This is a genomic window from Streptomyces sp. NPDC096193 (genome assembly GCF_040302905.1).
Lineage (GTDB): Bacteria > Actinomycetota > Actinomycetes > Streptomycetales > Streptomycetaceae > Streptomyces.
Map to the genome: position 1 here is coordinate 389,701 of NZ_JBEOSJ010000004.1, position 18,403 is coordinate 408,103.

An 18,403-nucleotide genomic window follows, 5' to 3' on the forward strand; every position below is an offset into this window, starting at 1 on the left:
AGGTGAGTTGAATTGACCTGTCCGCAGCACTTGACGGTTCAAAAGGTGACGTCCACGCTCCCGGTTGCGGGGGAGCGCTCTCTCCCTTTCGCAACACCCTCATCCGCTGGAGGAGTTCGCATGGACGTCCCTGGAAGGCACCGAGGAAGACCCCGACGACGCGGCCCCGTCGCGTTACTGGTCACGGTTGCGCTGCTGTTCACACTCGCCATCGCGGTGCAACCGGCGGCCGCCGAGCCCGTCCTCGTCTCGCAGGGCAGGCCCGCCACCGCCTCCAGCGCCGAGGGCCCCTTCGCCGCGGCGGCGGCGGTGGACGGTGACCCCGGCACCCGCTGGTCCAGCCAGTTCACCGACGCCCAGTGGATCCGGGTCGACCTGGGCGCCACCACCGCGATCAGCCGCGTGGTGCTGCGCTGGGAGGCCGCGTACGCCAAGGGGTACCGGATCGAGGTCTCGCCGGACGGGCAGCACTGGAGCACCCTGCACACGACCACGACAGGAGCCGGCGGCACCGAGACCCTCGACGTCTCGGGGTCCGGGCGCTACGTCCGCATGCTCGGCACCCAGCGGGCCACCGCCTGGGGCTACTCGCTCTGGGAGTTCCAGATCTACTCCGCGGGCACGGGCGGCCCGCCCGGCGGCGACGTCCTGCTGTCCTATGGCAAGCAGGGAACCGCGTCGACCTCCCAGCACGACGGCACCTGCTGGCAGTGCACACCGGACAAGGCCTTCGACCGCGACCCGGCGAGCCGCTGGGCGACGAACCCCACCGGCGGCTGGACCGACCCGGGCTGGATCGCGGTGGACCTCGGTGCGCGCGCCGAGATCCACAAGGTGGTCCTCCAGTGGGACCCGGCCTTCGCCAAGGCGTACGAGATCCAGGTCTCGGACGACGGCACGCAGTGGTCGACCATCCACCGGACCACGAACGGCACCGGCTTCAAGGAGACCCTGACCGTCAGCGGCACCGGACGCCATGTGCGGATGTACGGCACGCAGCGCAGCGGAGCGTACGGCTACTCGCTCTGGGAGTTCCAGGTGTGGGGGACGGGCGGCGCGCCCACCACTCCCCCGCCGCTGCCCCCCGACCCCACCGGCGGCAGGCTGGTGTTCAGCGACGAGTTCAACGGCGCCGCGGGTACGGCACCCGACCCGGCGAAGTGGGTGCCCGAGACGGGCACCGGCCCCAACAACGAGCTGGAGTACTACACCAACAACAAGAATGCCGCCCATGACGGGGCCGGCAATCTCGTCCTGGAGGCACGCCGGGAGGCCACGCCGGGATCGGCGTGCCCGCCCGACCCGCTGAGCGGCAGCACCACCTGCCAGTACACCTCGGCCCGGCTGAACACCTACGGAAAGTTCGCCTTCACCTACGGCAGGGTCGAGGCGCGGATCAAGGTCTCGGGCACCCAGGGGCTGTGGCCCGCGTTCTGGATGCTCGGAGCCGATTACTTCTCGGCAGGCCGCCCGTGGCCGCACTGCGGGGAGATCGACATCATGGAGCACGTCGGGAAGGAACCGGACACCACGTACTCCACGCTGCACGCCCCGGCGTACTTCGGCGCCAACGGCCACGGATCGCCTTACGCGCTGCCCGGCGGCGGGGACTTCGCCAGCGACTTCCACACCTTCGCCGTCGACTGGAACAGCAAGGGCATGGTGTTCACCGTCGACGGCACGGTGATCCACACAGTCGACAAGGAGACACTGGAGCGGACGCGCGGCCCGTGGGTCTACGACCACCCCTTCTTCCTGATCCTCAACAACGCGGTGGGCGGCGACTGGCCGGGCCCGCCGGACACCACGACGCGCTTCCCGCAGAAGATGAGCGTCGACTACGTGAAGGTCTGGCAGTAGGCGCGGCCCTCAGGCCGACTCGCGTACCACCAGCGCCGGATGGAAGATCACCGACGGCGGGCGCAGACCCGGCTCGTTGATCTGCCGCAGCAGCAGTCTGGCCATCTCGGACGACATCTCCTCCACCGGCTGACGCACGGTCGTCAGCGGAGGATCGCAGGCGAGCGCGGCGTTGCTGTCGTCGAAACCGACGACAGCAACGTCCTGCGGCACCCTGCGACCCTCGCGCGCGAGCACCGGCAGCGCGCCGAGCGCCATCAGGTCGGAAGCCACGAACACACCGTCGACGTCGGGCCGCTCGGCCAGGAGCCGCTTGATCGCCGCAGCGCCTCCGGCGTGGGTGAAGTCGCCCTCGACACAGGCGACATCGTCGATGCCGTGCCGCGCCATCGCGCCGAGAAACCCGTCGAGACGCTCCTGCGCGGCCGGCATGTCCTGCGGGCCCGTCACGGTGCCGATCCGCCGACGGCCGAGCCCCACCAGATGGTCGGCGGCGAGCTGGACGCCGGCGCGCTGGTCCACCTCGACATACGTGACACCGGTGAGCTGGGCACGCCGCCCCGCGTGCACGGCGGGCAGCCGCGTCTCAGTGATCATCTGCGGCAGCGGGTCAGCGCCGTGGGCGGAGACCAGCACCACGCCGTCGACGTGCCCTTGACGCAGGTAGGACAGCAACTGCCCGCGGGAGACCTCGTCGTCCACCAGCATGAGCATCATCTGCACCCCGGCCGGGCGCAGTACGTCGAGCAGCCCGCCGACCACCCGCCCGAAGTAGGGGTCCGTGAACATCCGCCCGATGAACGGGGTGGCGACGGACCGCTGTTCCTGCTCGGACACCACGAGTGCTATGGAGTCGGTACGCCGCGTCACCAGCGACCGGGCGGCGCGGTTGGGCACGTAGTGAGTGGCGGCGATGGCTTCCTCGACGATCTGCCGAAGCGCCGGATCCACCGTCGTCGCACCGTTGATCACACGGGAGACGGTGGCCCGGGAGACACCTGCCACCCGGGCCACGTCCTCGAGGGTCACGGGACGTGTGGTCGGGGGCACGTCGGCAGTCATGACCTCTTTATACCGGCAGGTACCGGCGGTACGGCGGCCTGTCCCCACGATGGTTGGACCCGACACCCAAGCCCGCGGGACGGCAGTGCGTCCAGGGCGGCGGTGTGGGCGGCGGCGAGATCCGCGGCGAGCCGTCCGCCTCCGCGCCGGTTCGCCTCGGGACTCGGAGAGGGAGCCGTGGGCGAACCGCACCAGGGGGCACCGAACTCCCGGCCGAGGAGCCTCGAAGGCGGCACCCCGCCGGGTCCGGCCGAGGCGGGGGCGGGGGGCGGGGCCCGGCGCCTTCTGCTCCTGCGTCGCGGCCGGAGCGGCGGACGGCGCCGGGGTCGTGGGCAGTGGTGTGTGAACAACACGGCTCTCGGAATCCGGCGAGAGGGAGCTTCCTTGACCGCCGGCTCGGGGAGCGCTCTCCCATCAAGGCCGGAGAGCGCTCCCCGAGGTGTCACGGGGTACCGAGAGCGCGAGGAGAGGCGCGACAGCGCGCCCGGGCAGGCGTTGACAGACCCGCGCGGGGGTGGTTGTAATGACCGGCGTGACGCGCGGCGTCGGCCACAGAGCAGTGGGCTGGCCGGCGATCCGAGCGATCACCACGTACCGAAGGGTCCCGCCATGAGTTCACACTCCGCGACCTGCGTCTGACCTGAGCGCCCCCGCGCACCCTCTGCGGTTGCGCGCGACGCTCCTCATTCGCCCCTTCCCCTTCATTCGCCTCGTTCTGCCGCTCCATAGGGCATCCGTACGCAGCCGCGCCGCGGTCCATGCGCAGCCTCAACCGGTCTTGCCGCCATCACCCTTGTGTCCCGGAGGGGGTGTGGTGCACGGCTGCCGGGTCGCGTTATCGGTCTCGTGTCCGGCAACACGCGCGATGCCCGGAGGCAGCCGGCCGTCCCAGGTCACAGCCATCCCGCCGCCCGTCGCCATATGTCGGCGATCCAGGGCGATCCCTCGGCGTCATCGCCGTCACTCACGTTCAGGAGTATCGAGACCGTATGCCCACGTCGTCCCACCAGCACGTCATCGAGGAGTTCCGAGCCGGCCGGGGAAAGGTCGGCGGCCCGTTCGAGGGGGGTGATCTCCTGCTGCTGACCACCACCGGCGCGCAGTCCGGCAAGGAGCACACCACGCCCCTCGGCTTCGTACGCGAAGACGATCTGCTGCTGGTCGTCGCGTCCAACCTCGGCGCCTCCAGCCACCCCGACTGGTACCACAATCTGCTGGCCCACCCCCTCGTCCAGGTGGAGATCGGCACGGAGTCCTTCGAAGCCGTCGCGGTACCAGCCGAAGGGGCCCGCCGTGACCGGTTGTTCGATCGTGTTGTCGCGGTCTCACCCGGCTATGCCGACTACCAGGCCCTCACCACCCGGACGTTGCCGGTCGTGGTGCTCGAACGCACCGAACCTGAAGAGCAGCCGCGGCCGGTCAACACCCTGGCCGACAAGCTCCTGGAGGTGCACACCTGGCTGCGCTCCCAGCTGCGCCACGTACGGGCCGAGGCGGACGCGCACCTCGCCGCACGCGCGGCGCGGGGGCCCGGCGCGACAGTGGCGCCCGGGCTCGGATTCCAGATCCGCCAGCACTGTCTCGCGTTCTGCGAAACCCTGACGTTCCACCACACCAGCGAGGACGCGCACATCTTCCCCGCCATCGCCCACTACCACCCGGACCTGGAGCCCGTGCTCAGCCGGCTCCGCCAGGAGCACCGGTCCGTCGCCCGGATCAAGGAGGAGCTCGCGGCGCTACTGGCCGACATCGCCACCGCCGATCCGCGGGCGGCGGTTCCTCGCCGAACTGGACCGGATGACGGCCGAACTGACGGCGCATCTCGACGACGAGGAGCAGTGGCTGCTGCCGGTGCTGGCGGAGGTGCCGTTCCCGCCGGGTCCGCGTCCGGCCGAGTAGATCCCGAGGCCCGAACCGGGCGGGCGGGCGGAGGAAAGGATCCACCGCCCGCCCGGTTCACGCAGCTCCGCACGCCACGCCACCACCCACCCCTCACGCCGCCATCGCCACGCCCGTCCTCGCGACACCCGTCCTCGCGAGCACCGGCTCCCGGCGCACCTTTCGCTCCCCGCCGAACACCACCACACGCAGTACCGCGAACCGCGCGATGCCCGCCAGCGCTGAGGCCGTCAGATACACGGTCTGTTCGGTGATGACGGACGGGGTCGGCCGCACCGCGTACAGGACGAGTAGCGCTCCCGTCGTGAAGGCATAGCTGACGGCCACCGTCAGTCCGGACCGGAGGTGGACACCCCAACCCCCGCGCTCACTGCGGAAGGTGACCCTTCCGTGCAGTTCCGTGGCGATCAGGGTCGAGACGACAGTGATCACCGCGTTGGCCACTGCCACCGGCAGCAGGCCGTGGGTCAGGACCAGGACTCCGCTCGACGCGAGCCCCACGCCGCCACCACAGAGGACGAACCGGACGAAGGCCGCGCCCACATGCCCTGACGGCTTCGGCTGGTTCGACTGCGCGGTCACGGGAGGGCCTCCGATATGGATTGCTGGGCTGGTGCTCCATTCCAGTCCAGAACCTAGGGGGAGCGCGTCGGCCCAGCGATGGGGTTCACCCCCCACTTCGATCAGGGTTGCCCCCTACGACCCGGGGGGTATCTCCCCGGGGCCGCACGGTCGCCCTCCGCCCTGGGCGCCCCCGGACCGTGACGCGAGGGGTTTACAGCCTCAGGAGAACGCTGTAGTCACTGTTGGTGCGCCGTCCGATTTCGTTTGACCCTGTTGGTAGTTGAGGAGCCATCAGCCGCACACATCGGCGCGCAGGGCGAGACTGACAACGTTGCCATATGGCGAGGTGGAGGCTTTCGGTGCTCACTGTGTCACCCAGCTCGAAGTTCGGACTTCTGACATGGACGGCCGTCGTACTGAGCACCGTGCTCGGCGTCGGCACGCTCACGGCCCCGGCATCCGCCGAGGAGCGCAAGGGCGGATCCTGGACGGTCACGCGGCAGACGGAGGCTCCGGCTCCTCTGTCTGCCGATGTGCGGCTCGACGGCACGGACGGCACGTTGTCCTTCGCCGTCCGCCGAGGCGGCGCGACCGTACTGGAACCCGCGCCCCTCGGCATCGTCACCGACGCCGCCGATCTGACCACCGGTCTGCGGCTGCGCGACCGGGACACCCGCGAGGTGACCGAGCGCTACACCACGACCACCGGCAAGGAGCGCCGGCGAACCGCACGGATGACACAGACCCGCTTCTCCTTCGCCGGTGACGGCGGCGCCCGGCTCGATCTCGATGTCCGGGTGTCCGACGACGGCGTGGCGTACCGCTATGTGCTGCCGGACGAGGACGGTGTGACCGTCCTGCGGGAAGCGTCCGCCTTCCAGCTTCCCGCCGCATCGCCGGCCTGGCTCATGCCCTACACCGTCAACTACGAGCGCCCGCGCACCGAGACGACCGCAGGCGGCGCGGCCGCGGGCGACTACGGCTATCCCTCGCTCTTCCGGGCCGGCGACAGCTTCGTGCTGCTGACCGAGTCGGACGTCGACGGCCGATACGCGGGCAGCCGTCTGAGCCACGAGGCGGGCAGCACCCGGTACACGGTCCGGCTCGCGGATGAACGCATCAGCTCGCCCGGCCCGCTGGTCACCCCCTGGCGTACCGCCGTCGTCGGCGACCTGGCCACGGTCACCGGGTCCACGCTCGTCGACGACCTCGCCCCGGCGTCCCGCATCCGGGACACGTCGTGGATACGGCCGGGCAGGGTCGCGTGGTCATGGCTCGCCGGATTCGGTGCCGCGCAGCGGAGCCTGGAGACGCAGCAGCGGTTCGTCGACTACAGCGCCGCGCACGGCTGGGAGTACACGCTCGTCGACGACGGCTGGAAGACCACCGACTGGATGCCCCAGCTGATCACGTACGCACAACAGCGCGGCGTGAAGGTCTTGTTGTGGATGCACTGGAGCGATCTGGACACCGCCGCCGAGCGCGCGGAGGTGCTGCCCAGGATCAAGAAGTGGGGCGCCGCCGGGCTGAAGATCGACTTCATGGACTCCGACTCCCAGGCACGCTTCCGCTGGTACGACGACATCCTGCAGGCCACCGCCGAGCACAAGCTGCTGGTCAACTTCCATGGTTCGACGCTGCCGCACGGCATCCAGCGCACCTGGCCGCAGGTGATGACGATGGAGGCGGTCTACGGCGCCGAGCAGGGCAACGTCTCCATCGCTGACGTCACCACCCTGCCGTTCACGCGCAATGCGGTGGGGTCCATGGACTACACCCCCATGGGATTCCAGTTCGGTACGCGCAACACCTCCGAGGCCGCCGAACTGGCCCTGTCCGTCGTCTACGAATCCGGGTTCCAGAACTACGCCGGCTCGGTCCAGGCCTACCGCGACCGGCCGCAGTTGGAGCGGTTCCTGGAGCAAGTACCCACCGTCTGGGACGAGTCCAGGCTCCTGTCCGGGCACCCGGGCGACGGTGCCGCCTTCGCACGGCGGAACGGCGAACGCTGGTTCCTGGGCAGCGTCACCGCCGGCGGACCCGCCACCGAACGCGTGCCGCTCGACTTCCTCGGTTCCGGTCGCTGGCGGGTCGAGGTCGTACGCGACGGAGCGGACGGGCTGGTCCGCGAGTCCCGAATCGTCGACCGTCACGACACCCTGTCGGTCCCGACCGTGCGCAACGGCGGATTCGCCGCGCTCGTCTGCCGGGACAGGCCCGGGCGCACCACCTGTGACGAGCCGGTACGTCGTGTGCCGCTGACCTCTCTCACAGCGACGCCGATGAAAACGGACGCGGAGCCGGGTGAAAGCGTGGCGGTCGACGGCCGGTTCCTCGTCGAGGAGTTCGGTCCCGCCGCGGACGTCAGGCTCACGGCGAGCGCTCCCAGCGGCTGGACGGTCCGGGGCGCGGGCGCCGGGGCCGACCGGCTGCCCACAGGCAGCGAACTCGATGCGAACTGGACGGTACAGGTGCCGAAGGACACCGCATACGGCAACCACGACGTGGTGGTCACCGCGGAGTACCGGGCTCCCGGCGCTTCGCCCCGTACTCCCCCGCTGCGTTCGCTGAGAACGGTGCGCGTCTTCGTCTCCCCGCCAGGGGTCGACTACGTGAGCGACCTGCCGTTCGTCAGCGAGAGCAATGGCTGGGGACCGGTGGAGCGCGATCTGTCCAACGGCGAGAACAGCGCGGGTGACGGAGGCCCGTTGGCCATCCGCGGAGAGCGGTACGACAAAGGCCTCGGCATGCATGCCGAGGGAGAGGTCGCCGTCGACATCGGCGGGGCGTACAACCGGTTCACCGCGCGGGTCGGCGTCGACGACGAGGTCAGCGGCGAGGGCACGGTGGTCTTCCAGGTCATCGGCGACGGGCGGGTACTGGCGACAACGGGGGTGCTGAGCCGCGCCGATGGTCCACACCCGATCGATGTCGATGTCACGGGTGTACGACGGCTGACGCTCCGCGCGACGGACGGCGGCGACGGCATCAACTTCGACCACGCGGACTGGGGAGACGCTCAACTCCGGGCGGCAGACGCCTCCTGAGGCACGATTCCCTCTGGCCTCGGCGGTGTACGGCGGTGCAGGTGGCGCCGCCGTACACCGCCGGTGCACCATGGCGGGCCCGATGGATCCAGGAGGACGTCGTGGACGCCATGATGAACGCCGTGGTGCTCGATGCACCCGGCCGGTCGACCACCTGCACCTGCGGCGTCTCCCGGTCCCCGAGCCCGGTCCCGGCCACGTGCGGATCAAGGTCGAGGCGTTCGGGCTGAACCGGTCGGAGCTGCACACACGCCTCGGGCTCGCCGAAGGGGTGACCTTCCCCCATGTGCCCGGCATCGAGGCGACGGGGACGGTGGACGCCGACCCGGACGGTCGACTGCCGCGGGGCATGCAGGTGGCCACCATGATGGGCGGCATGGGCCGCACGTACGACGGCGGATACGCGGAGTACACCGTGGTGCCCCGGTCCCAGGTGATCCCGTTCCGCTCGGACCTCCCGTGGGAGATCCTCGGCGCCGTCCCGGAGACCCTCCAGACCGCGTACGGATCGCTGACCACCGGCCTGGACCTCCGGAGCGGGCAGACGCTGCTGATCCGGGGCGGCACCTCGGCGCTCGGGCCGGCCGCGACCGGTCTGGCGAAGCAGCTCGGCGCGACCGTGCCGGCGACGCCCCGCAGCGCGGGTCGCCTCGACGACCTCGCCGCCCACGGTGTCGATCATCCGCTCCTCGACGACGACGGCATCGCCGACCAGGTACGGAAGAGCTGCCCGACACCCTCGCCGCCACCCGCGCCATGGCACCGTCTGCTTCGCGGGCATGCTGTCGAACGAGTGGATCGTGCCCGACTTCTATCCCATCGGCTACCTCCCGAACGGTGTCCGGCTGACCGGCTACGGAGGCGAGGCCGCCGACCTGCCGCCCGAGGTGCTGCAGGGCCATCTCGACGGCATCGCGGACGGCGCCATCGCTCTCGGTCCCGTCCACGTCTATGCGCTGGACAAGATCAGAACCGCTCACGACGACCTGGAGCAGGGCAAGAAGATGGGCAAGCTCGTGGTTCGTACGGCGTCGTGACGCGGCCGTGGGTGTCGCGCCCGCGTGGTGGACGGGGGCCGCGCGGTCGGGCGTTCCTTGGGAAGCGGTACCGCGACCGGCGGAGCCGTGACGGGATTCGCGGAGGGCACCGCCCTGCCGGACACGACCCTGAACCGCGGTCCGGCAGGTCCGTGCTCCGGTGGACACCCTGGCCGACGGTGAAAGGCTGAAGGGGTACTGCCCGTCGGCGACACGGGCCGACCTGCTGCGCCCGTTGGGGCGGGCCGTCGAGGCAGGCGCGGCGGACCGCGAGGCCCCCGGTCTCGTCACCGACGAAGCCGAGCGGCGTATCCGCGCCGGCGCCGAGCCGAGCCGTCGGACCAGGAGGGGCGGAGCGGGCGATGAGTCGCGCGCGTCGCGACGGTCTGCCCCTGTGGACGGGTGCGAGCGTCCGTCCACGCACACGACCGGAGAGGAACGAGGTCATGACCGACGACGAGACACAGATCCGGACACTGATCGAACGCTGGGCGAAGGCCGCGCACGAGGGTGACATCGAGGGTGTCCTCGCCGACCACGCCGACGACATCGTCATGTTCGATGTCCCGCCGCCGGACGACGGCGTCCGGGGCATCGACCACTACCGGGAGACCTGGCCGCCGTTCTTCGTCTGGCAGCAGCTCGGTGCCTGCTTCGACCTCCTCTCGCTCGACATCACGGCCGGGGAGGATGTCGCCTTCGCGCACGCGCTGCTGCGCTGCGGCACCGAGGATGAATTGCGCAAGGACCCCGGGGGCCGGCTGCGTCTGACGGTCGGGCTGCGCAAGGAGGCCGGCCGCTGGGTCGTCGCGCACGAGCACCATTCCTTCCCGGCCAGGGTCTGACGCCCAAGCCCGCCCCCGCGCTCTCCGGCAGCCTGGAAAACCCGTAACCGATGGGTTACGCTTTTTCCATGGACGAGGTGGCAGAGGCGATCGCCGATCCGGTGCGCCGGGAGATCCTCGTCATGCTGCGCGGCGCCGCGCTCACCGCCGGCGACATCGCGCGGCGGTTCACGATCAGCCGTCCGGCCGTCAGCCGTCATCTGCGTGTCCTGCGCGAGAGCGGCCTGGTCCACGACGAACTGGTCGGCAGACAGCGGTTCTACCGGCTCGACACCGCGCCGCTCGTCGAAGTCGCGGAGTGGATCACGGCCCTCCGGGCCCCGGAGGGCTGGGCGCACCGGCTCGACGCCCTGGAGACCGAGGTCCGCCGCACCACGCGTGACCGCAACCGGCGCGAGCGCACCGGACAGCCCGTCCCAGGATCCGTCGAACGCACAGAGGACACCGCATGAACCCCACACCCACCGGCCGGCTTCTGCGTACCGCCGACGGCAGCGATCTGGTGGTCACCCGCACGATGCGGGCGCCCATCGACGACGTCTGGGCCAGTGTCACCGAGCCCGAGCGCACCGCCCGCTGGTTCGGACCCTGGGAGGGCGACGCCGCACCCGGACGCACGATCAAGGTCCGGATGTCGTTCGAGGAAGGGGCGCCGTGGTTCGACGCGTACATCAACGCGTGCGAGCCCCCGCGGCGTCTTGCCCTCACCACGACGGACGAGGCGGGCGAATGGCACCTGGAGCTGCGGCTGTCCGAGTCGGGCGGGAGCACGGAACTCCAGCTTGTCCACCACCTCAGGTCCGACCAGGGCGTCGGCGAGATGGGGCCCGGCTGGGAGTACTACCTCGACAATCTGGTCGCCTCGCGCGACGGCACGCCGGCGCCTGCTTTCGACGACTACTACCCGGCCCAGAAGGCGTACTTCGAGGACCTGGCCAAGGGCGACTGAGACGCCGGGATCCCACCTGACCACGCGCCACCGACGCGCCGCGCACACCCGGCCCCGCCACTGATACGCCGGGGTCCCACCTGACCACGCGCCACCGACGGCGCCAGGCCCGTCCCGCTCTGAAAAGCCGACGGCACCGGTCGCGCCCCGCGCTGCCGGGCCGCGGTCGGCCGGTGGCCCAGGTCAGCCGGCGCCCGGGCTCAGCAGCCGGTCGGATCAGCCGCCGTTGGTCGGTCTCATCATTCCCAGCAGTATCCGCACCAGCTCGTCCACGACCTGATCGAGCGTCGCATCGACGCGCCCGGCACTCCAGTCGTGGAGCAGTCCGTTCACGCTGCCGATGAACGCCGCGGCGGCGATGCGGTAGTCCCGCGTCGCCGCTTCGCCGCGCTCGGCCGCCGCGGTCGCCTCGGCGCAGATGAGGTCGACCCAGCGTGAACGCCGGTTCAGTCGCTGCTCCTCCAACCGCGGGCTGACCCCGATGATCTCGACGAAGGAGATGCGGATGCGCCGCGGGTCACCGGTGACATCGGCCGCATACGCGCGGAAGGCAGCCGCGGCCCGCTCCGCCATGGGCCGCCCCTCCGTCTCCGTGAGCGCGGCGACGGCCGCTGCCTCCGCCCAGTCGTTGACCTGGAGGTGGACGGCGGCGAGCACGTCCTCCAGGGTCCGGAACTCCTCGTAGAACTGACGCGTGGACAGGCCTGCTGCCTCGCTCAGCGCCGAGACGGTCGTGGCCCGGTAGCCCGGGCTGTCCCCGAAGAGCTGGAGCCCCGCGGCCAGGAACCGCTGCCGACGGTCGGCCCGGCGCTCCGCTGCCGACCTGCCTCCGTAGCGGCCGGTCGGTTGTCTCAGCCTGCCGGCCACTGTGCCTCCCCCGCTGACGTCCCGGCCATTTTCTCCTGTCACGACTCTTGTGGCGTCGCCCGCCTGTCGTTACTTTCCAGTAGCTCAGTCTGAAGTCATCCGTATTCAGATTCTCGCCCAGCATCGCAAGGCCCGACCCGCCCCCACGGAAAGGACCGCAGATGTCCCTGCCCGCACGCCGGCGTCCCTGGCGCGACTCCCCCTCGGCCGCTTCCCCACAGCGCCCGTTACTGCGCACGCTCGGCACCCTCGCCACCGTGGTCGCCCTCACGGTCACCGGCTCGGCCACGGCACTTGCCACCCCCACGTCACCCCATAACCCCACCACCCAGGACCCGGCCCCCGGCCTCCAGCAGGTGATGTTCGTCGGCAACAACTGGGACGGCACCGCCGATGTCATCAAGGCCCGCGGCGACTTCGCCAGGATCGGCAGGATCAATGTCATCCCCGACAAGGACCAGCGCCTGACGGAGATCTATCTCAACCCGCTGAAGCTCGTCTTCTTCCTCGGCATCCGCAGCGGCCCCGGCGAGGGCCACGACCAGTTCGTCGACGACATGTACGCCACACCCGACGGCACGGCGATGGTCGTCTCGCGCCCGAGCTTCGCGGACGTCGTGTCGATCGACCTCGCCACCGGACGCATCAACTGGCGCTTCCCCGTCTCCGGTTTCCGCTCCGACCACATGGCGGTCTCGCCCGACGGCACACGCGTCGCCGTGTCGGCGTCGACGTCGAACACCGTGCATGTGCTCGACATTCGGACGGGCAGGCAACTCGGCTCGTTCAAGACCGGCGACAAGCCCCACGAGAACGTCTTCACCGGCGGCGGCAGGTACTTGTGGAACATGTCGATCGGCGAGGTCAACACCGCGCTGGACGACCCGCTGATGGACTGGACCAAGGGCGACCGTCGCATCACGGTCGTCGACACCGAGACCTACAAGCAGGTCAAGGTGATCGACATGCGGGCCCGCCTCGACGCCTTCGGCCGCAAGGACCTGTCGGACTCGGTGCGTCCGGTCGCTTTCACACCCGACGAGTCGAAGCTGTACTTCCAGGTCTCCTTCTTCAACGGCTTCCTCGAGTACGACGTCGCCTCCGACACCATCACCCGCCTCAAGACGCTGCCGAAGAACCCGGCGACCAGTGAGGACCGTACGACCTGGGTCAACGACTCCCGTCACCACGGCATGTCGATGAGCCCCGCGGGCGACAAGCTCTGCGTCGCCGGGACGATGGACGACTACGCCACGGTCGTCGACCGGGCCTCACTGCGAGAGGGGCCCTTGGTGACGGCCTCCAAGCCCTACTGGGCGACCGTCAGCGGTGACGGAGCCTCCTGCGTCATCTCCGAGGCCGGCGCCGACCGAGTGACGGCGATCGACTTCGCCACGGGTCGCAAGGTGGCGTCCGTGGACGTCGGCGACCACCCGCAGCGGGTGCGGATCGCGCATGTGACAGCCGGCTGGACCGGTCCCGAGGCCCCCTGACTGCCGGTCAGCGGGCTCCGCGCAAGGGCCGGACCGGCCGACCGGTCCGGCCCTTGTCCTGCCGCACGACGCCGAGGCCGCCGTCCACCCCCCGAATGCCGGTCCCGGATGGCGGAACGCCCTGACATCGCGTTTGGATGAAGCGAAGCGTGCGCCTCATGGCGCACAGAGGCCATCACGGTGCCGTCACCGTGGAATCTGGCACAGGGAGCCCGCCATGTCCTTTGCACCCACCCCCTCCCCGGAGGACCGTTCCGACGACGGTTCTGCGGGGCGGACGGGTCCCTTCCCCGCGGGACGACCGGACGCGACCGCGAGCAGCAACGACGAACCGATACGCACCCTCCTGTGGACCGCGGCGACGCACCGTCCCCTGGACGAGGTCGCCGCACTCGTCAGTCTGCTGAACCGGACCGGTGAACTGTCGCGTCCCGGCGACGAAGCACTGCGCGCCGCCGCTGTGGCCCGTCCTCTGGAAGAGGTCCGCCAGTTGGTCACTCTGCTCAACGAGACACCCCACGACACCGGCGAGGCCGGTACGACGCTTCGCGCCGCAGCCATGGGCAGGTCGATCGAGGACGTTGCCGAACTGGTGGCGATCCTGGGTACGGACCACGGCACACGGAGCGGCACGGGGTCGATGACCGTACCCGGTGCGGAATCCGGCACCGAGCCCCGCCCGGAGTCCGGCACGGAATCGGACACGTCGGACACGGAGGACGAGGCACCGTTCGGCACGGAGCCGCAGGCACCCCTCGGCACCGAGTTCGGCACGGGGTTCGGCGCGGACCCCCACGCGCCGACCGGGGTGGCCGAGCCGGCGGCGGCCGTTCATCCTCCCGCTTTTCCCCCCGCCTTCGACGAACTCCCCGGCGTCCACGACACCACCCACTTCGCCACGGGTGAGGGCTGGCCCGCCGTCCACGTCGGCGCCGCGGCCGCCACGCAGGTGGCCGACCGCCCCACCACGCAGGCCGCGACCCGGCCGGTCACGGTGCGCACGCCCGCGCCGACGCTCACGACGTCTGCCGGTCCCGCCCTGCCGGTCCTCGTTCCGCCTCTCTCCGTCCCGACCACCGCGCCGTCCACGCCCCCCGCCGAGGCGGCCACCCCTGCCCGCGGCGGCTCGTCGGTCGTGCGCTCGCTCCCGCGCTGGGCCGCGGCACTGGCCCTGTTGGGGTGCGGTGCGATGCATCTCCCGACGGATCTGGGAGCCCTGCGCGACGGCGGGTACGCGGACGTGGTGTCGCCGGCCATCGCCGTGCTCTGCCTCGTCTTCGGTATCTGGCTCGCGGTGCAGGAGTCGGTGGGCACCTGGGCGGCGGCCGCCGCCACGGCCATCGGGGTGCTCGCCGTCTACTCGACGTCGGGCTTCGGCGCCATCGACGTCCTCGGCAACACGCTCGGTGAGGCCTTCGCCTGGGCGGATCTGACGGCGGTGAGCTGCGCGGCACTCGCCGCGGTACTGGCCGCTGCCGCTCTGTTCCGCCGGCAGAAGGTGGCCGGGCCCGCCGGCGACAGCTGACGGACGCAACGCCGGATCGCCGCCGCCCGAACCAGGGCGGCGGCGATCCGGCGTTCCGGCCCACTCCCCCGCGCAATCCAGGTGCCTTCCGGGTGTCTTGGTGCCGCACGGTGGCGTGGATCCGCGTCGAGCGGTCACACGAGAGAGCAGGAGCCCGACCGGCGTCGCAGCCGCCTCGGCCGTCACCGGCCGCCGGGGTGGCGTTCGCGTCGTACGGCTTCCTCGTGCGCGAGGATCACCGGTGCGGTGCCACTGAACGATCCCCTGGCACGGGGGTGAGACGAGGAGAACCGACGTGATCAAGAGTGCAGACATCCGGGAATGGCGCACCCACGGTGTGATCGACCCCGAGGGCCGCAAGATCGGATCGCTGGAGGCCGTGTATGTCGACACGAGGACCGACGAGCCGGCGGTGGCGACGGTTCTCGTCGGGCTGCCGACGCGGCACCGGCTCGTGTTCGTGCCGTTGGCGGGCGCCGTGGTCGGGCCCGGCTATGTGCGGGTCGCGTATCCCAAGTCCGTGGTGAAGGAGGCGCCGTCGATCGGAACCGACGACGTGCTCCCCGCCGAGGACGAGAAGGGGATCTTCGAGCATTACGAACTGCCCTACCAGCCGGGCCCCGGCGGCGAACGTCAGCTGGCGCGCCGCTGACCCGGTTCCGCCTTCTCTCAGAAAGTCACGTCATGGCTCTGGTCCTGTTCGTGGTCATCGTGGCCCTCGTGCTGGGCATCATCGGCGTCGCGGCCGAGGGGCTGGCCTATCTGCTGGTCATCGGCGCCCTCGTCCTGCTGGCCGACCTGGTCTACGCGGCACTGCGCTGGCGCCGTGCGGGCCGCCGCCCCGCCCGCTGACGCCGTCGTCCGGCTCAGCGCGGCCACGCGGTTCGCAGCGTCTGCGAACGGAACGTCGGCCGACTCACCCGGGCTGCCTCTCCACCAACGCCGCGATCGCGGCGCGCCCTTGGCCGTCCGTCCTGCGTGCCGGAACCGCTGATCCCGGCGGCCCGCGAGGCAAGGTCGCTCCCGTGCGAGGATTCCGCGGTCTTCGGGGAAGCCGATGACGAGGGACGATGTGCAGCGGACCAGGAGCTTCGCCCACAGGGGCGGGGGTGGAGGCGGACCATGGGAACAGCGGTGCATGTACCGCAGACGCGGGACATGGTGGGCGAGGAGCTCTCCGGGGACGAGGCCTTCGCCGCGCTGCGCCACTACGGCGGGCGCAAGCTGTTCCTCGACGCGTTCGCCCGCTTCCGTTACGCGGACGGCTTCAGTTCGTCCCGCTCACTCGGCTACCAGGTCGTGCTGGGCATCGTGCCGTTCGTGATCGCCCTCGTGGGCGTGGCCACCACGCTGCACACGGAGAGCGTGGGCCGGATCGTCGATCTGACGCTCGGCAGGATCGTGCCCGGTGCGAGTTCCGACCTGATCCAGCAGGCACTCGCGGACACCCGCCGCAGCGCCGACGCGGACCGGGCCGGCGCTGTCGCCATGTGGCTCGGCCTCGGCTTCGCCGTGGTCAATCTGGCGTCGGCGATGGGGCAGATCGAACGGGGCTGCAATCGCATCTACGGGATCGAGCGGGACCGCCCGTTCCCCCGCAAGTACGGCAGGGGTGTGGTCCTCGCCCTCTTCGCCGGGCTGCCGCTCGGCGGCGGTTTCCTTGCGATCGTCGCCGGGCGGGACGTCGGCGCGGCCGTGGTGGAGGCCATGGGCTGGTCACCGTCCCTGCTGGATTGGTGGCGGCCGTTGCACATCCCGGTGGGCGTGCTGCTCGCGGGCGTCGCGTCGGCCGTCATCTTCCGCTGGTCGCCGCGCCGCGATCAGCCGGGCTACACCTGGCTCGCGTTCGGGTCGGGCATTCATCTGATCCTGTGGGTCACAGCCACCTGGCTCCTCGCCCTCTACATCGGTGAGAGCGGTTCCTTCGGTGCGGTGTACGGCCCTCTGACGGCATTCGTCGCGCTGTTGCTGTGGGCCAATGTGACCGGCGTGGCGCTGTTCCTCGGTATCGCGTTCGCCGCGCAGTTGGAGGCAGCGAGGGCCGGCATCGAAGACGCGGTAAGGCCGGACCCGGGTCCCGGCGACTGATCCGGGCCGGTCGGCACACTCCCAGGAGTTTGCCGATACAGCAAGCACGTTTGTCGTTCTGCGCGATACGGCTCCATCATCGGCCTGGTACGGAGGTACTGGGACATGAAGGAGCGAACGATGCGGACATCACCCGGGACAGTGAACGGCCACCGCTACGACGTCGTCGTCATCGGGGGTGGCGCCGCCGGACTCAGCGGAGCGCTGACCCTCGCCAGAGCCCGGCGTTCGGTACTGGTGATCGACGGGCGAAGGCCCCGTAACGCGCCGGCCGCGCACGCCCACGGTTTTCTCACCCGCGACGGCGTGCCGCCCCTGCAACTGCTCGCCATGGGGCGCGACGAGGTCACCGGGTACGGCGGCGAGATCGTCGAGGGCCAGGTCGTGACCGCTGAACGGCGGGCCGACGGTGACTTCCGCGTCACGCTGGACGACGGCACGGCGGCACTGGCGAAGCGGCTCCTGGTCACCACGGGCCTCGTCGACGAACTCCCCGACATCCCCGGTCTGGCCGACCGCTGGGGCCGCGAGGTCCTCCACTGCCCGTACTGCCACGGCTGGGAGGTGAGCGACCAGGCCGTCGGCATTCTCGCGACAGGTCCGCTCGCCGTGCACCAGGCTCTGATGTGGCGGCAGTGGAGCAAGGACGTGACGCTCTTCCTGCACACCGCGCCCGAGCCGGATTCCGAGCAGTACGAGCAGCTCGCCGCCCGTGACATCGCCGTGGTCGACGGGGAGGTGACGGCCGTGGAGACGACGGACGGACGGCTCAGCGGGGTGCGGCTCGCCGACGGCCATGTCATCGCGCGCCAAGCGCTCGTCGTCGCCCCGCGGTTCACCGCGCGCGCCGATCTGCTGGGCGGGCTCGGGCTGCGACCGACCGAGCAGGAGGTGAACGGTGCCGTCATCGGCAGCTGCATCGCCGCGGACCCGAGCGGGGCGACGGACGTCCCCGGAGTGTGGGCGGCGGGCAATGTCGTCAACCTGACCGATCAGGTCGTCGGCGCCGCCGCCGCGGGCGTGCGGGCGGGCGCGGCAGTCAACGCCGACCTGACCGCGGAGGAGACCCGTCGGGCCGTCGCGGCGCGGCGCACCGTCTTCTCCCCGGAGATGGAGCGGGAGGTCGCCGAGCGGGTGCTCGGCGACCGTCGTCACGGCCTCTGAACG

Annotated in this window: 16 protein-coding genes and 2 pseudogenes; 14 read left to right on the forward strand and 4 right to left on the reverse strand. The window is 70.8% G+C overall.

The genetic code is table 11. The features are described from left to right. Positions 1–120 precede the first annotated feature (120 nt). Complete coding sequence (locus ABTX78_RS09550) at positions 121–1,860, forward strand: discoidin domain-containing protein (RefSeq protein WP_352206211.1); 1,740 nt, start codon at positions 121–123, stop codon at positions 1,858–1,860. A 9-nt stretch (positions 1,861–1,869) separates the two neighbouring features. On the opposite strand, the gene ABTX78_RS09555 is transcribed toward ABTX78_RS09550, so the two are convergent. Then, on the reverse strand, positions 1,870–2,922 hold the full coding sequence (locus ABTX78_RS09555) for a LacI family DNA-binding transcriptional regulator (protein WP_352206212.1): 1,053 nt from the start codon (positions 2,920–2,922) through the stop codon (positions 1,870–1,872). An 893-nt stretch (positions 2,923–3,815) separates the two neighbouring features. After that, positions 3,816–4,115: a hypothetical protein gene (locus ABTX78_RS09560; protein ID WP_352206311.1), complete on the reverse strand. Its 300-nt coding sequence runs from the start codon at positions 4,113–4,115 to the stop codon at positions 3,816–3,818. Here ABTX78_RS09560 and ABTX78_RS09565 point away from each other — a divergent pair. Further along, a pseudogene (locus ABTX78_RS09565) lies at positions 4,002–4,821 on the forward strand (nitroreductase/quinone reductase family protein). The gene ABTX78_RS09560 and the pseudogene ABTX78_RS09565 sit on opposite strands and share 114 nt — an antisense overlap. A 93-nt stretch (positions 4,822–4,914) precedes the next feature. Here the strand turns inward: ABTX78_RS09565 and ABTX78_RS09570 are convergent. After that, positions 4,915–5,403, reverse strand: a complete 489-nt coding sequence (locus ABTX78_RS09570; protein ID WP_352206213.1) for a GtrA domain-containing protein — start codon at positions 5,401–5,403, stop codon at positions 4,915–4,917. Between the two features lie 341 nt (positions 5,404–5,744). Here ABTX78_RS09570 and ABTX78_RS09575 point away from each other — a divergent pair, with 341 nt between their 5' ends. The 6 genes and pseudogenes from ABTX78_RS09575 to ABTX78_RS09595 all read left to right on the forward strand — a co-directional run bounded on the left by ABTX78_RS09575 (position 5,745) and on the right by ABTX78_RS09595 (position 11,263). Beyond that, entirely contained in the window at positions 5,745–8,432 is a 2,688-nt protein-coding gene (locus tag ABTX78_RS09575) for an NPCBM/NEW2 domain-containing protein (RefSeq protein WP_352206214.1), read from the forward strand. Between the two features lie 82 nt (positions 8,433–8,514). Then, positions 8,515–8,817, forward strand: a pseudogene (locus ABTX78_RS36125) (alcohol dehydrogenase catalytic domain-containing protein); the annotation flags it as partial. Positions 8,818–9,211: 394 nt separating this feature from the next. Beyond that, complete coding sequence (locus ABTX78_RS09580) at positions 9,212–9,469, forward strand: zinc-binding dehydrogenase (protein WP_352206215.1); 258 nt, start codon at positions 9,212–9,214, stop codon at positions 9,467–9,469. 446 nt (positions 9,470–9,915) lie between these two features. Beyond that, the gene (locus ABTX78_RS09585; RefSeq protein ID WP_352206216.1) at positions 9,916–10,314 is read left to right on the forward strand and encodes a nuclear transport factor 2 family protein; all 399 of its coding nucleotides are present in this window, start codon (positions 9,916–9,918) and stop codon (positions 10,312–10,314) included. A gap of 68 nt (positions 10,315–10,382) precedes the next feature. Continuing rightward, a complete protein-coding gene (locus ABTX78_RS09590; RefSeq protein ID WP_352206217.1) occupies positions 10,383–10,766 on the forward strand; it encodes a metalloregulator ArsR/SmtB family transcription factor in 384 nt (127 codons plus the stop codon). Next, positions 10,763–11,263, forward strand: coding sequence for an SRPBCC family protein (locus ABTX78_RS09595; protein WP_352206218.1), 501 nt, complete (start codon positions 10,763–10,765; stop codon positions 11,261–11,263). Before ABTX78_RS09590 ends, ABTX78_RS09595 begins: the two co-directional genes overlap by 4 nt. A 216-nt stretch (positions 11,264–11,479) precedes the next feature. Here the strand turns inward: ABTX78_RS09595 and ABTX78_RS09600 are convergent, their stop codons facing one another. Next, the gene (locus tag ABTX78_RS09600) at positions 11,480–12,130 is read right to left on the reverse strand and encodes a TetR/AcrR family transcriptional regulator (RefSeq protein WP_352206219.1); all 651 of its coding nucleotides are present in this window, start codon (positions 12,128–12,130) and stop codon (positions 11,480–11,482) included. A gap of 161 nt (positions 12,131–12,291) precedes the next feature. On the opposite strand from ABTX78_RS09600, the gene ABTX78_RS09605 reads away from it, so the two are divergent. The 6 genes from ABTX78_RS09605 to ABTX78_RS09630 all read left to right on the forward strand — a co-directional run bounded on the left by ABTX78_RS09605 (position 12,292) and on the right by ABTX78_RS09630 (position 18,400). Next, on the forward strand, positions 12,292–13,623 hold the full coding sequence (locus ABTX78_RS09605; RefSeq protein ID WP_352206220.1) for a YncE family protein: 1,332 nt from the start codon (positions 12,292–12,294) through the stop codon (positions 13,621–13,623). Between the two features lie 217 nt (positions 13,624–13,840). Next, the gene (locus tag ABTX78_RS09610) at positions 13,841–15,148 is read left to right on the forward strand and encodes a hypothetical protein (protein WP_352206221.1); all 1,308 of its coding nucleotides are present in this window, start codon (positions 13,841–13,843) and stop codon (positions 15,146–15,148) included. A gap of 295 nt (positions 15,149–15,443) precedes the next feature. After that, complete coding sequence (locus ABTX78_RS09615; RefSeq protein WP_352206222.1) at positions 15,444–15,800, forward strand: PRC-barrel domain-containing protein; 357 nt, start codon at positions 15,444–15,446, stop codon at positions 15,798–15,800. 32 nt (positions 15,801–15,832) lie between these two features. Further along, positions 15,833–16,000, forward strand: coding sequence for a hypothetical protein (locus ABTX78_RS09620; protein ID WP_352206223.1), 168 nt, complete (start codon positions 15,833–15,835; stop codon positions 15,998–16,000). A 270-nt stretch (positions 16,001–16,270) separates the two neighbouring features. Continuing rightward, positions 16,271–17,236, forward strand: a complete 966-nt coding sequence (locus ABTX78_RS09625; protein ID WP_352206224.1) for a YihY/virulence factor BrkB family protein — start codon at positions 16,271–16,273, stop codon at positions 17,234–17,236. 120 nt (positions 17,237–17,356) lie between these two features. After that, on the forward strand, positions 17,357–18,400 hold the full coding sequence (locus ABTX78_RS09630; protein WP_352206225.1) for an NAD(P)/FAD-dependent oxidoreductase: 1,044 nt from the start codon (positions 17,357–17,359) through the stop codon (positions 18,398–18,400). Positions 18,401–18,403 lie beyond the last annotated feature (3 nt).